The sequence below is a fragment of the Leptospira chreensis genome (genome assembly GCF_016919165.1).
Taxonomy (GTDB): Bacteria; Spirochaetota; Leptospiria; order Leptospirales; family Leptospiraceae; genus Leptospira_A; species Leptospira_A chreensis.
Genome location: NZ_JAFFPS010000038.1, coordinates 21,396 through 36,601 on the forward strand (window position 1 = coordinate 21,396; position 15,206 = coordinate 36,601).

Consider the following 15,206-nt stretch of genomic DNA (forward strand, 5'->3'; position numbering starts at 1 on the left):
CTCAAGTTTTACCTATCAGTTCCTTTAACTTTAAATTGTTTGGCTCTCGATTCTGAATTTGTTTGATTAAAAACGAAAATCGATCTTTGTCTCCATTCAACCTACAAACGTCTGCCAAATGAATCAAATTCCGAATATTGGAAGGTTGGCGGAGACGAACGCGTTCGCTGAGTTCTTGCGATTCCCATAAAAACGATTGCGACTTGTATAAAGAATACATTCTTTTATACAACACGGAAGTGTGAAACATCCATACCGTATCCGATGGATAGTTTTCCAAAGCAAGGCTTGCGTATTCCATTGCCTTCACCAAGTCCTCTTTTTTCTCGTATAACTTCGCAATGTATTTTAATTCGGAGATGGAGGTTTCCAGCGCTGATTCATAGGACAATAACAAATCGAGTGCTTTATCATATTCCTTCTCACGGATACTTTCTCTTGCTTCCGAAAAAAATTGCCCCGGCTTTGGATAAGCATCCAAATTATACTGCAACGAAATCAAACTCAAGTCATCAGAGTATTTCCCCTTATTTCGCAAACAGTCGAGGAGAGGCTGCATTTGTCCTTCTGCTTCTTCGATATTTTCTAATATTAAATTTTGGTTTTCGTTAATATCACGATACCTTCCGGCTTCCGAAAGTACTAGATCATCTTTTCCATCCGAACCACAGAAAATTTTATCTCCTTTTTTCATTTGGAAAACGGAGATAAAAGTATCAGACAATCCTTCCATCACACCTAACTTATAATAGTGAATTTCATTTTCAATGAAGGATGCTTTTCCATCACGATACAAAATTACCCAAGGATGTTCTAAGTTGATAAAATACAAAGTCCCTGTAGATTCTTCGAGAAGGCCCACGACAGCAGAAACTAACATGGCTCCGTCGAAGGTTTCAAATACCTTTTGTAAATCCAAATAACAATCGTGTAACCAACGTTCGGGTGATCGATTAGAGGATATAGGGTCCATCCTAGAACGAATGATAATGGAGTTGTATACTGCTCCAAGGACAATGGCACCCCCTGCTCCCTGGATGGACTTCCCCATGGCATCTCCATTGATAAAGGCTTTATAACGTTTTCCTTGGAGAATTAGGTTAAAAACAGATACGTAATCTCCACCTAACTGGTATTCCTTGTTTCGGAAGTAGAATTTTTTGTATTGATTGACCACCGTTTCGATCGCCACAGCATTTCCATCCGCTTCGTGACCAAGGAGAGGTTCCAATAAAAGAGATGTTAGAAAATAATCTCCATCTTGTTGGGACTTTAGAGTTTGGATTTCGTCTACTGTTTTTGTAATTTCTTCGTTCTTTTTAATGATTCGTTTGTGATTTAAAAAGGAATGGAACCTATATCCTTCAATGATAAAGCCACTAAAAATTCCTAGAATGTAACTGATCACTAAGTTCTGCATTGAATAAGAAGCAGCAGCTGTAGCAAGATTTGGATTATAGATGATTACAGAAAGAACAAAGATAAAAATAGAAATCGGATAATAAATGAACAAAGTTTTTCTTGGAAGTGGTAAAAATGGAAGAATCATTACCAACATCTGAAACCCAGAAACATAAGCGGCATCGTCTGCAATCCGACCCGTATAGTAGGCCGCCGTGAAGAGCAAATATGCATATACCAAATAGGCCCAGGTCAAACCTTCCCAAGTAGAATGTTTCTTTTTGGAATGGTTATAAAGTATGAAAACTATATAAGAAAAACAAAGAAGGCTAAAGCCGATTCGAAAGTAGAATAACTCAGGGAATTCTGGATGGAGTTTGGCGTCGGTATCAAAAGCGAAACCTAACATACCAAAGACACCGATGATACTCCCCGGGATTTGAATGATCCGGGTGTGTCTGTCTAGTTCACTAATGTAATCTTCGTTATAGATTTTCCTTTCAGGAATGAGGTCTAGGAATTTGGAAAGAATCGTTTTGAGATACTGATACACGATTCTTCATTAGACGAAAAAGCCCGCGCAAGGGCGGGCTTCTTTAAAATCGTTTTGTCTATTTTTTTTTGATAAGTAACTTTATTGGAAACTCGTCGTAGGTAAAATTCGAGAAACGATGTCACCGAAAGAAAATGCAAAAAGCAATGCAAGGAATGCAAATGCAGAAAGGAAAATCACTCGGTTTAACATATTATCATATTTTAAGTGCATGAAGTAAGCCAAAACGAAGAACGCCTTACAAGTTGCAACCGCCATGGCTACAATCATGTTCCACTTTCCTAAATCGTATTGTGCTACCCAAACGGTTACAAAAGTTCCAAAGAAAAGAGCCAAAAGAACATAAACATATGTTTTAATAGAAATCACATGGTGTTCGTGGTGTTCTTCTTCCTCTTCTCCATCTTCTACCCACATAGAGGCAGAAGCGTGGTCTTCTTTGTGATCTTCATCACCTAAAACAAATCTTAATAATTTGTTGTCTTTGTTTTCGTCTGTAAATTTTGCAAAGCGATCTGTTTGGAAAAACTGACCAAACCAGTTTACGATAAATCCTAAAATGGTAGCTGTTGCAATCCCTGGAGCAAAAATTCCAAATCCAAGAATGGGAGTGAAAACTGCAACGAGAGCAATGAAGTAAAGTCCGTAATTGATTACGTATTCCATTTTATAATACCTTTTATCCTACCAAATAAAGAAGTGGGAAGAGGTAAATCCATACCAAGTCCACTACGTGCCAGAAAAGACCCACACCTTCTACAGGAGTGTAGTATTCAGGACCAACCTTTCTTCTTAGAGTTTTGATAAATACCCAGAAGATTAGGAAAGCACCAGCTACCACGTGCACCCCGTGAAGACCAGTCATAACAAAGTAAAAACCGTAGAACATTTCCCATCTTGGTTGGGAGATGACTGCTTTTAAACGTGTTACTTCTTCAGCACTCACATGGTTTTTCTCAAGTTCCGCTGGGTTTTTCAAAAGAGCGGAAATCTTAGTTTCACACTCTGCTCTTTTCCCACCAGCCCCACAAGAAGGGTCAACTAACGAAAATTTGCCGGGAACAGTTCCTACATGGAACTTGTGACTGTATTCGAAGTATTTGATGACCATGAAGGCACCAGCACAAGCAATCGTGATCACAAGCATAATCGCAGCAATTTTATGCAAACCACGTTGCACATAGTTAATCGCCGCTGCCATTGTGAAAGAACTGACAAGAAGGACAATCGTGTTTACCGCACCCATCTTCCAATCTAAAGTTTCCGAACCATTTTTAAAAACAGTTGGGTAAAGAGAATGATAGATTAGGTAACCTACGAATAGGCCACCGAACATCAGGATTTCAGTGCAAAGGAATAACCAGATCCCTTGTTTGGAAGAGGCATACTGGTGTTCTGCACTCTTAAAATGGTGTTGGTGTTGAAATTCACTTGAAGAACTAACGGAAGTCATATGGCCCTGCAGTTACTGTTGGAGTATTGATAAAGTTTTCGTGTGGAGGCGGAGAAGATGTTTGCCATTCGAGTGTTTTTGCACCCCAAGGGTTATCAGGAGCTTTTTCCCCTCTAAGAATTCCATGAATGATAGTGACAAGTCCTACCACAAATCCGAGACCGATGAGCCAAGAGCCCACAGTAGAGATTTGGTTGAGGTTTGTGTATTCTGGAAGGTAGTCAAAGTAACGTCTTGGCATTCCCATCGCACCAAGTACGAATTGTGGAAAGAAAGTTACATTGAATCCAGTGAAGATAAGCACCCAAGAGATTCTTCCACCGAGGTCAGAAGTCATCCTTCCAAACATTTTTGGGAACCAGTAATAGATACCGCCCATAAGAGCCATAAGAGTTCCACCCACCATTACGTAGTGGAAGTGCGCTACCACGAAGTAAGTATCATGGAAATGAACGTCCATACCAGTCGATGCAAGGAAAACCCCTGTCAAACCACCGATAGTGAAAAGAAACATAAAACCAAGAGCGAAGAGCATAGGCGCTTCGAAGGTTACGGTTCCGCGATACATCGTAGAAATCCAGTTGAAGAGTTTGATGGCAGTCGGAACCCCAACAAACATTGTGATGATGGAGAAAATGATACCGGCAAGAGTAGACTGACCGGAAACAAACATATGGTGTCCCCAAACAAGAAAGGATACTGCTGCAATCGCAACTGATGAGTAAGCAATCGCACGGTAACCGAAAATTGTTTTTTTAGAGAACGCAGTGATGAGTTCAGAGATCACGCCCATCGCAGGAAGGATCATGATATAAACCGCAGGGTGAGAGTAGAACCAGAAGAAGTGTTGGAAAAGAACTGGATCTCCTCCGAGGTCTGGATCAAAGATTCCCACACCAAGAGTTTTCTCAGCACCAATCAGAAGAAGTGTGATGGCAAGAATTGGTGTCGCAAGGATCTGGATGATGGAAGTGGAATACAAAGCCCAAATCATAAGTGGGATGCGGTCCATAGTCATACCAGGAGCTCTCAGTTTATGAGTGGTTACGATGAAGTTTAGTCCCGTAAGGATGGAAGAAAAACCCATAGTAAAAGCACCCAAAACAAGCAAAATCACTCCGTTAGAAGTCTTTGCCGTAGAGTATGGAGTATAGAATGTCCAACCTGTATCTACTTGATTGAAGATCATGGAAGAAGCGCCAATCGCAGCCCCTGCAATGAAAATGTAGTAAGAAGCCAAGTTGAGTCTTGGGAAAGCAACGTCTTTCGCACCTAATTGGATAGGAAGAACAAAGTTACCAAGAAAAGCAGGAATTCCCGGAATGATTACCATAAATACCATAATGGCACCATGGAAGGTCATGAACTTATTATAAGTGTCCGGCTCCAAAAGTGGTGTGGCACCAAATTTAGCTAAGTGCAATCGAATTCCTAAAGCAAAGAAACCACCAATTAAGAAAAGGGTGGAAACTGTTGCAAAGTACATAAGACCAATGCGTTTGTGGTCCAGAGTGGTCATCCAAGACCAGATTCCAGATCCGTGGTTCAGATAATTATGGTCAGTGGAATGACCATGTTCGGATTTTGTATGTGCTGAACTCATCTCTCTTCCTTATTTAATGGATTTGATATATTCAATTAGGTTGGCAACGTCTTCGTCAGACAATTGGCCTTGGAATACCGGCATTGCTGGCGGATATCCTTCTACGATTTTTGCAGAAGAAACTAGGATGGACTCACGAAGGTAATTTTCATCTGCTTTGGATTGGCTTCCGTCAGCAAACTTTCTACCAGAACCAAAAAGTCCTTTCATGGTAGGTCCAACAATTCTAGATCCATCGATCGAGTGGCAAGAAGCACAAGCTTTTTGAGCAAATAGTGTTTTACCAAGATCAGCAGGACTATCTGCACCTTTTTTCTCAGCATGATACCAAGCCGCATATTCCTCAGAAGGAATGGCTTTGATTTTAAGCATCATACCAGAGTGTTTGGTTCCGCAATATTCTGTACAGAATACAATGTATTCACCCGGTTGTTTTGGTTCGAACCAAAGTTGAGTGAGTTTTCCTGGAACCGCATCTTGTTTAGTTCGGAAAGCGGGAACATAAAAACTATGAATGACATCTTTAGAAGTAAGGACGAGTTTCGTTGCTTTACCTGCAGGAACGATCATTGGATCGTTTGCAGAGCTATAGAACTCTTTTCCATTTGCATAACGGTAGGTCCACGCCCACTGTTCACCAGTTACGTGAATTTCAGTTGCGATATCTTCTGGTGGAATGCGAAGTTTTTCAAAAATCACCATACCCCAATAGAAAATCCCCATCATAATCACGAGAGGAATGAAAGACCAAAGAAATTCGGCAAAATTATTGTGAGTAATGTATGCAGATTTTTGGTCTAAACTTGTACGTTTGAACTTGATCAGGAACCATGTCATTCCACCAATCAAGATGACAAACGAAACAAGGCTTGAAATGATCAGAAACGCATAGAGAAGATCGACTTCTTTTGCGATTTCAGTCGCCTGAATAGGCATGAACGAGGTCGCTGGAATGAGACTGCTCCAAGACATCTATGTGACTCCTTGACGGTTGTTATTTGTTATTTTTCGCCAGTTTATGTATAAAAACGCACCGAGAAGGAGTAAGGTGACCGCCCCCCCGAATTGCATCATCCTGTATGCGTATATCGTATATTTATTTTTTCTCGGATCAAATTGAAAGCAAAATAAAGCAAACTTGTCTACAAAACTCCCAATCTTACCAGAAGATGCCTCAAGAAAGGCAAATTTCAAATCTCTTGGTTCGAGTTGGATCCCTTGAAAAATCCGTGAGACTTTCCCTTCAGGAGTCAAAACATAAACCCCACTGGCGTGGATATATTGTTTTGCTTCCGCGTCCCAAGCATACCGAAAGTCCAATTGTTTTGTGAGAGCATCAATGGATTCCTGTGTACCGGTCAAAAGGTGAAGGCCCTGTTCTGCTCCATCCCTACCATATTCTTTCAAATAAGCGCCTTTTTTAGGAAACGAAATGGATTCGTTTTCTTTCGGGTCAATGGATACCGCAATGTATTGGTATTCTTTGCCGAGAGTCCAATCGAGGGCTTTCAGACCTTGGAACACACCGTTAAGGTGGAAGTTACAAAGTGTGGGGCATTTGAAATAAACGGGGGAAAGGAGGATGGGTTTTCCTTTCGTTAGAAAATCGGAGAAACGAACCGTTTTTCCAGATTCATCACGAAAAGGGATATCGAGATTCAGTGACTTCCCCGTGACGTCGGAAAATCCAATGTTTTCGAGTTCTTTCGGGAGTTTGTTTTCCCGAGTGAGATTGGAATGTGGATCGTACGCATACACGACCCCAGACCAAAACGACAAACAAAACAAAAGGATAAGTCTGATATTCACGAAGGTTTGGTGACTACCCTATTTGGACTGAACGCTTTTAGAATCAATTCCTGGGTTTTCCGGAGTACCCGGATGAACAAAGGAAATATAAGCGAAGAAAAGAATGTTGAGAACGAGTGTGACAAGGAAAGTCCAATAGCCACCCTTATTGTAAAGGTCTGTGTTTTGCATAAATTTACCTGTTATAGTCTATACGAAAAACTCCTCTTTTTATCCAACAATTTTTAAAAGATGCAAGATTAATTTTATTTTCCCCAAACTCAGATCACAAAACCTGGAGGAAACAGATAGACGTATGACACTCAAACGTTTTTACACCATCCTTTCCGCTATGATCCTTATCAATCTCCTCTACGGACCACTCGTAAGAGCAACAGATTCGGGACTCGCATGTCCTGATTGGCCTTTGTGTCATGGGAAGTTTGTACCTGAATTTACATTCCAAATTTTTATGGAAGTGGGACATAGATACTATTCCGGTATTTTAGGAATCCTAGTTGGAATCGGTTTTGTTTGGATTTTAAAAAATAAAGAGACTCGTTCTCGATTAGGAATTGTTGCAACGTTATCCCTAATTTTCTTAATTTCACAAGTGATTCTCGGTGGACTCACCGTTACAAAATTACTCCACCCAACAACTGTTAACCTTCACTTACTCAATGCAGTTTTATTATTATCAACTTGCCTTACAGTTCGATTACTGATCTCTGAACACACTTCTTCTGCATTTCAATGGGAAAGACCTGGCAAATATTTTTTTGTTTTTACTCTCATCGTGGTTTTATACCAACTTTTTCTCGGGGGGAAGGTAAGTTCTCACTACGCAGGACTTGCTTGTCCGGACTTCCCTACTTGTTACGGGGAATGGTTTCCCGAGATGAAGGGAACTATCCGTTTTCAAATGGAACATAGATTATTTGGGTATTTAGTCACTCTTTCTGTATTATCTCTCTCGGCTTATGGAATCCTTTATTTAAAAAACGGGGATGTCAAAAAATCCCTGAAAATCGCGGCTTATCTCGTTTCTTTTCAGATCCTTCTTGGTGCAATGAACGTTTTATACCATCTTCCAAAACTAATCACCGGATTACACACGCTAAATGGTGTGCTAGTATTTATGTTTTGTTTTATCGCTGCTTTTTACCATTTTCGGTCTGAGGAAAAAGAGGTTTAATAATGTTCCGTTTGTGGAACCAACTCACAAAACCTAGAGTCACAGTGCTCGTTCTTGCCACCGTCCTTCCCGGTATGTACTTAGGAACTACCGGATACCCATCTCTTTGGGAAATTGGAATTACCTTACTTGGAACTTATCTGATGAGTTCTGCTTCTTTTATTCTCAATCAATACATTGAAAGAGAAAGAGACGCGGTGATGTACAGAACCAAACAAAGACCGATTCCTTCTGGCGAAATTTCGCCTAGGTTCGCGCTGATTTTGGGAGTGCTCGTTGCCATTTTGTCATTTGGAATTTTAACTTATTACATCAACCTACTAACGGCCGTTTGTGCCCTCTCCGCGTTGCTGTTATATGTGTTTTTATATACAATTTGGCTGAAACCAAGAACAGAACAAAACATTGTGATTGGTGGGATTTCCGGATGTATTGGCCCGCTCATTGGTTATGCAGCTATGGCAAATAACCTCCCCATTCCTGCTTGGGTTTTGTTTTTAATGATTTTTCTTTGGACACCGGCCCACTTCTGGGCTCTTGCTATCTTCTTAAAAGATGATTACGAGTTTGCAGGAATTCCTATGATGCCTGTGGTTTCGGGAATCCAAAAAACAGTGAACCAAATCTTTCTTTATGCAATTGCTTATTCAACTTCGGTGATTGGATTTTATTTTGCTGATGACCGTATGGGATTACTTTTTTTGATTTCTGCCATCCTACTCTCCATTGTGATTTTGGTTTTTGCTTACCTCTTGAAACTTTCCCAAGACAAAATCCTGGCGAAACGGTTTTTCTTCTTTAGTATCTTCCACTTATTTCTCGTGAGTTTAGCCATCGTCATCGATTCTAAAATCTAGGTTTTTTGATTGATTTGAGTCAAAATTCCTGTTTTTCTTCTGCCCATGAGCATACTTACACGTTATTTCTCTAAATCCGATTTGGATGAAATCAAAGCAGCGGTTGGTGTTGCAGAGTCCAAAACCTCGGCAGAAATCGTTCCCTTTTTTGCAGAATCTTCCCACCATTATAAAGAATGGGCATGGCTTGGAGCCTTTCTTTTTGGGGGTGTGAGTGGGGCTGTCTTTTATACAGCCGAAAGTTTTTATGGCCCTCTATGGGAAGGAAAGTCTTTCTTTGCCATTGTATCCGTGTGGCTCGGTGCGATTTTTGGATTTGTCATCACTACAGTTTTCCCAAAAATCAGAATCAGTTTAGTATCCAGGGGCGCCAAACAATACTTTGTCGACCTGAGAGCCAAAGAAGCTTTTTTAGATGAAGAAGTTTTTAGAACCAAAAACAGAACTGGAATTTTAATTTATATTTCTTTGTATGAACATTTTGTTCGAGTCCTACCTGACAAAGAAATTGCCAAGGTAGTTCCTAAATCAGAATGGAATGAAGCCGTTCGTTTGATTGTGGAAGGAATGAAATCCAAAAAGAAAAAAGAAGGGATTGTTTCTAGTATTCTCTTTTGTGGAGACCTACTCAAAAAATACAATATCCAAAGAGAAAAAGACGATAAAAATGAAATCTCCAACGAAATTCGTGACGGCGGGAAATTGATGTAATGAAAATTGATAGAAAAATTTCACATTCAAAATTTGTATCGAATCTTTATCTTAAGAAAGTATGGTTTCTTGTTTTTCTTTTGTTTTCAACCATCACGGGACTTGTTTCTTATCCGGTTCCCAAACTGGAAAGAAGAGTTATGGACCATGCAGGAATTTTATCAGATGCCACAAGAACCCAATTAGAATCCAATCTCAAACAATTTGAAACGGAGACTTCCAATCAAATCGCCGTGTACACAACACCAAGTTTACATGATGAAGTCATAGAAGATGTTGCCATTCAGATTTTTGATGAATGGAAATTGGGACAAAAATCCAAAAACAATGGAATTCTTTTACTCATTGCACCTAACGAAAGAAAAATGAGAATTGAAGTAGGCCGTGGTTTAGAGGGAGCTCTCACAGACATCCAAGCCAAACAAATCATTCGTAACGAACTAAGACCTAGTTTTAAAGCTGGGGATATGGATGGTGGAGTCACGGCGGGAGTGAATGCCATCATGGCTGCCATTCGTGGGGAATACGCACCTTCAGAAGATGATGTGGACACAACTGGGGGTGATGCTTCTGAAGAGGTCACCTCAGGAGTGGTTGGTGGACTCGCCACTTTTGGATCTCTATTTGTAGCCGGTTTTGGTGGAATCGTTGTTACTATCATAGGAATCCTCTTCCTTTATCCTCTGTTAGTTTTGGCCTTTGGAGGAACTTTCGCTCTGATTCTCGCAATCGTAATTTTCTTTTTAGTAATATTTTTAAAAAGAGTCTTTGGCCTTGGTAAAGGTGGTGGATCCGGTGGAGGATTTTTCGATGGCGGTGGTTGGTCTAGTGGAAGTGATTCCTGGTCTTCCAGTGACTCGAGCGATAGTTGGTCTGGTGGTGGCGGTGATTCCGGAGGTGGTGGATCTTCTGGCGATTGGTAGGTGGAAAATCTGACTGCCATTGGACTCACGGGGATTTTTGTGATCCCCAAATGCATCTAAATGAAATCACCTACCGCGAACTTTACGTTAGGTGATTTCAATAAAAATCAGTGTGGAGTCGTCCTTCCATTGCGATTTGTTCATTCTTTGGAATAACATAGTTTGAATGGAAGGGACAACTTCGGCAAAAGGCAAAGTTACAGTATTCTGGATTACCTCTAGTAAATCCCCCCAAGCCTGCACCCCATCCGATTCGTTCAATTCTTCAAAAAGTCCATCTGTAAATAAAAAGATTCGATCTCCCGACTCTACCTTCGATTCCAAAATTCCATACCGGTAATGTTCCAAAATTCCAATGATGGGGCCTGTGTTTTCAAGCATAGTAGTGATCCCATTTTTTTTCATATGGATTTGGTTTTGGACACCACCTCCCGCATAACGGAGGATTTTTTGATGGAAATCAAAATCCATCACTAACGCTGGAAAGTAAATCTGAAGGTCTGCATTTTTATCATAAAAATGTTGGTTCATGTAGAACAACAAATCGTTCGGTCGCATGGCCACAGCAGAAACACGTTCAAATTCTGATTGGATCATCATGGAATAAAGAGCCGCTTGTAAACCGTGGCCGGTAGCATCACCCAAAAAGAATCGATAATAGAAATCTTGAATTCGTTTTACGAAAAATATATCTCCACCGACTTCAGCGATCGGTTTGTATAATATATCTACTTTGAGATAAGGATCTACGTCAGGAAGTTTAGTGACACTTTGGATGATGGACTTTGCCAGTCTCATATCCTTTCCAATTTGGTCCAATTTTCCCTGGAGTTCTTCTGTTTTGTCCTTTACCCTTGTTTCCAAACGTTCGTTTAAATCTGTGAGTTGGTTTTGCACACGTTGTAAGGTTTGGTTTTTGTCCGAAAGCTCAATGGCTAAGTTTTCAGCATCAACAAACCCCTTTGAAAAATTTCTGGCAATGTAGACAGACTGCACAAAGAACATGGTAAAAATTCCAAAGTGGATGGTGAGAGGGCCATGAATGATTAGGTTATTGACCAAACTGTCATTGATAAAACTAGCTATGAAAATCACAAAACTAAACAAAAAGATAGTCGAACCCGGAAGGGAATCGCGAATGGCCCTTACAATGACTAAAAAAGTATAAGCGGCACCCATCAAAGTAAAAACCTGAAAAGGGACCATCAAATACGTGTAAAACGATGATCTAGTGACCAAAACAATAAAACAAAAAGCAAAACCCACATATTTTAAAATTTCATAAGCTCTGCGAGAGAAATAAGGTTTAAAAAGTAAATAAACATACTTTGTAAAGATCGGTGTGATCAAAAAGATACTAAGGTAACTTAGTTTTAAATGAATTTCCCAAGGTAACCCAGGATAAATCTGCACCAAATATTTATTTCCTGCAATAAACACTCGGAAGGCGACGAGAATACAAGTTAACGCAAACCAATACGTGAATGGATCTTTTTTTCTGTTCCAATATAAAAACAGATGATAAAAACCCATAAATAAAATACTACCCGCAAGTAACATATCTCGCAAAATCGCAAACTCATACTGATGATGAATCTCTGATGTTTTGCCGAGTGTGATTACCTGTGCCGGCCCACCCTTTCTATGATGGTAATTGGAAATTTGTAATAAAATGGAAGTTTGGTTTTCTTTTGGAAAAAAATCTATGATTCTTGGTCTGTATTCTGGTTTGCCATTTTGGTAGGAAGTAGCAACCACACCATTGGATGCAAGTTTGACTCCATCAACAAACAAAACATAGGCGGTTTCCATTTCAGGAACCCTTAAAGATAGCGGAACTCCTTTCTGGCCATGTTTTACATCGACGCCAAAGGTAGCATATCCATCTCCTGCAAGGAATCCTCGATTCCAAAAAAAGTCAGACCAAACTCCAGGAACGGAAAAAAAATGAGGTTCCCGGCTTGTGTCCAAGGTTTCGAGTTCTTGGGGAGAAATCAAAAGACCAGGATAGTATTCCCAGTCTCCAATGAGTTCTAAAGTTTTTGTCTGGTCTTTTAAGTACGACTCGGCCGATAGAAATCCTTTTTCCACCTTTGGTGGCACTTCTTTCGGTATACACGAAAAGAGTGCCAAACACCAAATGATTCCGAACCATCGGAAATTCATGGGGAAGGAAAGTCTAACGAACCTATAGGCGGCTCTGAACAGGGATGTACTTTCTTTGGTTTTCGCCCACATATATCTGTTTTGGACGAACTTTTGAGAAGTCTCCCTTCATACGTTGTTCTCTCCAGTGTGCGAGCCATCCAGGAAGTCTACCGATTACTTGCATCACAGAGAACATATCTTTAGGGATTCCCAATGTGTGAAATACGAGTCCTGAGTAGTATTCTAAGTTCGGATAGAGGAGATTTTCCATAAAATATGAATCGTTCCAAACTATCTCATCAATTTGGAGAGCCACATCTTCTACAGCGCTTAACTTTCTACCTTTGTAGAATTCGCGAATGATTTCACGAGCAACTTGGGCACGAGGACTGACTACATCATACGCTTTTTGTCCAAACCCATTGGTTTGAATGTTTAGGCCACCACGTTTGAATCTTTCGAAATAATCTTTAACAGGTGTTTTTGTTTTGATAATGTCTTCAATAAGACCAATGGCAGCAGTAGGCCTTCCCCCTTCACGAGCTCCCCACTGTGCCATGATCCCAGCAGAGATCGAAGCAAATAGATTCGCTTGTGTCGATCCAACCACTTGCACTGCCGTGTTGGATACATTTTGTTCGTGGTCTGCATGTAAGATCCACATTTGGTTGAGGATACGATCAAACTCTTCTGGAACATTGTAATTGTCCGCAGGTAGTTTGTGCATCATATAGAGAAAGTTTGTACAATAAGGATTTTTATCCAAAGGATAAACAAACGGATGTCCTACGGCATGTTTGTATGTGAAAGCTGCAATGGTACGAATTTTTGCAAGTAACCTTGCGATTAAATCCACACCCATATCCAGTTTTTCTTCGTATTCCTGCAAATAATAACTAGAAAGTGAAGTTACCATCACGGATAAAACTGCTAATGGATTGGCAACACCAGGAAAACCATCAAAGAGATTCAACATATCTTCGTGGATCATTGAGTGTTTAGAGAGACGACTTGAAAAATCGCTTAACTCTTGCTTGGTGGGAAGATTTCCATAAATTAATAAAAACGAAGTTTCCACAAAAGTGGATTGGTAAGCAAGTTCTTTCAGGTCATAACCACGATAGGTCAATTCACCTTTTTCCGGATCACGTCTGGATACTTTCGATAAACCTAGAGCTGTGTTAAACAAACCAGGGTCTACAGTCACCAGGCCGGTTTTTCTATAAAAATCGGTTAGGTCGATTCCTTCTTTTCCATCGGTACCAACGATGACCGGTAATTTGTATGTTTTGCCCTTGACGTGGAATTCCACTTCACTCATGAAAAGACCTCTCTCCCTCCTATCTTACGGAAGGGAAGTTAGGAATCTAGAATAATTTAGACTTGGGTGAGTGCAGAATTGAGAGAATCGTGAATGAGGACAAAGTCAGTGAGACCAACAATATCCATCACTTTGCGGAAGTGAGTATTGAGTCCGGCAAATTCAATTTTTCCCTGGTTTTCAGAAGATTTGGTAATGAGACTGATAAGGGTAGCAATTCCTGCAGAATTGATATAGGAAGTTTCGGAAAAGTTCAAAATGACACGAGTGCGTTTGTCGGACGGGATGGATTCATAAGATTCAACAATCTCTTCTTCGGCTTCGGATGTGATTTCGCCAGAAATGTGAATCACAGGGAGGCTTCCCCCATTTTCAAATCCCAACCGAATCTTAAACTCTTCCATCATTAGCTTCCAGGGAAATCCACTGAGAACGCGGGTCAACAAAAATTAGGATTTCGATTTTCTTTCTTCCTTGGTCATTCGGCCAAAGGGTTGTTTGCATTTTCGGCAAACAAAGTACACATCGGTCGGTGTAGCTGATATCCCGACAAGACCCATGGCGATCATTCCCCAGGTGGAATACTTAACTACTTTACGTGCGCTTTCATCGTCACGAGTGGTTCCGCAATCACAAGTGGGTCGATCAGCTTTTTTGATGATTTGGTTCATAAAGACAATTGTTCGGCTCCGACCTATAGACGGAACCGAAAAAGAGAATGATTAGTTTTTAGAAAGGTGTTCTACGTATTTTGCAAGGATGCGGATATTATCATCACCCAAATGTCCGTAAGCAACCATCGGAGATCCTTTGATTCCTTCTTTCAATGTTTTTGTTACGCCAGCAGCAGTACTTCCATTTTTCCACTCAGAAGCAGGAGCTTTGTAGTTTCTTGGTTTTGGATTGAGAGCAGCAGCAGCAGCACCGTCACCAGCACCTTTCTCACCATGGCAAGAAGAACAGTTTTGTAGGTAGAGTTCTTCTCCTTTTGCAAGGTCAGGATCCGCACTAGCGCTAGATTCAACAGCAGCCGGTGCTTCTTCTTTTGGTTTGGAATCGCCACATGCTACCATCACAAATGCGAAGGAGAGTGCGAATAGAGAGACTAAGACTTTTTTTGAGTTCATTTCTTACTCCGAGATAAGGATGACTCCAGTCTCTCACGTACTTTGCGTTTTGCAAAGAAGAAATCACTGTTTTTGTAAAAGATTTGAAAGAGCCGTTTCTAAATTTTGAAACTGAAACTCATAACC

Annotated in this window: 15 protein-coding genes; 4 read left to right on the top strand and 11 right to left on the bottom strand. The window is 40.5% G+C overall.

The annotated features are described in order from the left end of the window. Position 1: 1 nt before the first annotated feature. The 6 genes from JWG41_RS11845 to JWG41_RS11870 all read right to left on the bottom strand — a co-directional run bounded on the left by JWG41_RS11845 (position 2) and on the right by JWG41_RS11870 (position 6,819). Complete coding sequence (locus tag JWG41_RS11845; RefSeq protein ID WP_205270141.1) at positions 2 to 1,954, bottom strand: SpoIIE family protein phosphatase; 1,953 nt, start codon at positions 1,952 to 1,954, stop codon at positions 2 to 4. Positions 1,955 to 2,035: 81 nt separating this feature from the next. Then, positions 2,036 to 2,620, bottom strand: coding sequence for a cytochrome C oxidase subunit IV family protein (locus JWG41_RS11850; RefSeq protein ID WP_205270142.1), 585 nt, complete (start codon positions 2,618 to 2,620; stop codon positions 2,036 to 2,038). 13 nt (positions 2,621 to 2,633) lie between these two features. Then, positions 2,634 to 3,407 (bottom strand): cytochrome c oxidase subunit 3 family protein, encoded by a 774-nt coding sequence (locus JWG41_RS11855; protein WP_205270143.1) that lies wholly within the window; start codon positions 3,405 to 3,407, stop codon positions 2,634 to 2,636. Then, positions 3,394 to 5,010: a cytochrome c oxidase subunit I gene (locus tag JWG41_RS11860; RefSeq protein WP_205270144.1), complete on the bottom strand. Its 1,617-nt coding sequence runs from the start codon at positions 5,008 to 5,010 to the stop codon at positions 3,394 to 3,396. The genes JWG41_RS11855 and JWG41_RS11860 overlap by 14 nt, the downstream gene beginning before the upstream one ends. Before the next feature lie 9 nt (positions 5,011 to 5,019). Continuing rightward, positions 5,020 to 5,982 (bottom strand): cytochrome c oxidase subunit II, encoded by a 963-nt coding sequence (coxB, locus tag JWG41_RS11865; protein WP_205270145.1) that lies wholly within the window; start codon positions 5,980 to 5,982, stop codon positions 5,020 to 5,022. Then, on the bottom strand, positions 5,983 to 6,819 hold the full coding sequence (locus tag JWG41_RS11870) for an SCO family protein (RefSeq protein ID WP_205270146.1): 837 nt from the start codon (positions 6,817 to 6,819) through the stop codon (positions 5,983 to 5,985). 295 nt (positions 6,820 to 7,114) lie between these two features. Between JWG41_RS11870 and JWG41_RS11875 the strand changes: the two genes are divergently transcribed. The 4 genes from JWG41_RS11875 to JWG41_RS11890 are packed head-to-tail and all read left to right on the top strand — an operon-like array spanning position 7,115 to position 10,484. Then, positions 7,115 to 7,993, top strand: a complete 879-nt coding sequence (locus JWG41_RS11875; protein ID WP_205270147.1) for a COX15/CtaA family protein — start codon at positions 7,115 to 7,117, stop codon at positions 7,991 to 7,993. Positions 7,994 to 7,995: 2 nt separating this feature from the next. After that, positions 7,996 to 8,850 (top strand): heme o synthase, encoded by an 855-nt coding sequence (locus tag JWG41_RS11880; protein ID WP_205270148.1) that lies wholly within the window; start codon positions 7,996 to 7,998, stop codon positions 8,848 to 8,850. 45 nt (positions 8,851 to 8,895) lie between these two features. Beyond that, on the top strand, positions 8,896 to 9,561 hold the full coding sequence (locus JWG41_RS11885; RefSeq protein ID WP_205270149.1) for a TPM domain-containing protein: 666 nt from the start codon (positions 8,896 to 8,898) through the stop codon (positions 9,559 to 9,561). Further along, positions 9,561 to 10,484, top strand: coding sequence for a TPM domain-containing protein (locus tag JWG41_RS11890; RefSeq protein WP_205270150.1), 924 nt, complete (start codon positions 9,561 to 9,563; stop codon positions 10,482 to 10,484). Before JWG41_RS11885 ends, JWG41_RS11890 begins: the two co-directional genes overlap by 1 nt. Positions 10,485 to 10,571: 87 nt before the next feature. On the opposite strand, the gene JWG41_RS11895 is transcribed toward JWG41_RS11890, so the two are convergent. Genes JWG41_RS11895 through JWG41_RS11915 form a run of 5 tightly spaced genes read right to left on the bottom strand, consistent with a single transcriptional unit; the run spans position 10,572 to position 15,080 of the window. After that, entirely contained in the window at positions 10,572 to 12,650 is a 2,079-nt protein-coding gene (locus JWG41_RS11895) for a SpoIIE family protein phosphatase (protein ID WP_205270151.1), read from the bottom strand. Positions 12,651 to 12,672: 22 nt separating this feature from the next. Beyond that, positions 12,673 to 13,953, bottom strand: coding sequence for a citrate/2-methylcitrate synthase (locus tag JWG41_RS11900; protein ID WP_205270152.1), 1,281 nt, complete (start codon positions 13,951 to 13,953; stop codon positions 12,673 to 12,675). Between the two features lie 56 nt (positions 13,954 to 14,009). Continuing rightward, the gene (locus JWG41_RS11905; protein ID WP_205270153.1) at positions 14,010 to 14,360 is read right to left on the bottom strand and encodes an STAS domain-containing protein; all 351 of its coding nucleotides are present in this window, start codon (positions 14,358 to 14,360) and stop codon (positions 14,010 to 14,012) included. 42 nt (positions 14,361 to 14,402) lie between these two features. Continuing rightward, on the bottom strand, positions 14,403 to 14,624 hold the full coding sequence (locus tag JWG41_RS11910) for a hypothetical protein (protein ID WP_205270154.1): 222 nt from the start codon (positions 14,622 to 14,624) through the stop codon (positions 14,403 to 14,405). A gap of 51 nt (positions 14,625 to 14,675) precedes the next feature. After that, positions 14,676 to 15,080, bottom strand: coding sequence for a c-type cytochrome (locus JWG41_RS11915; protein WP_205270155.1), 405 nt, complete (start codon positions 15,078 to 15,080; stop codon positions 14,676 to 14,678). Positions 15,081 to 15,206 lie beyond the last annotated feature (126 nt).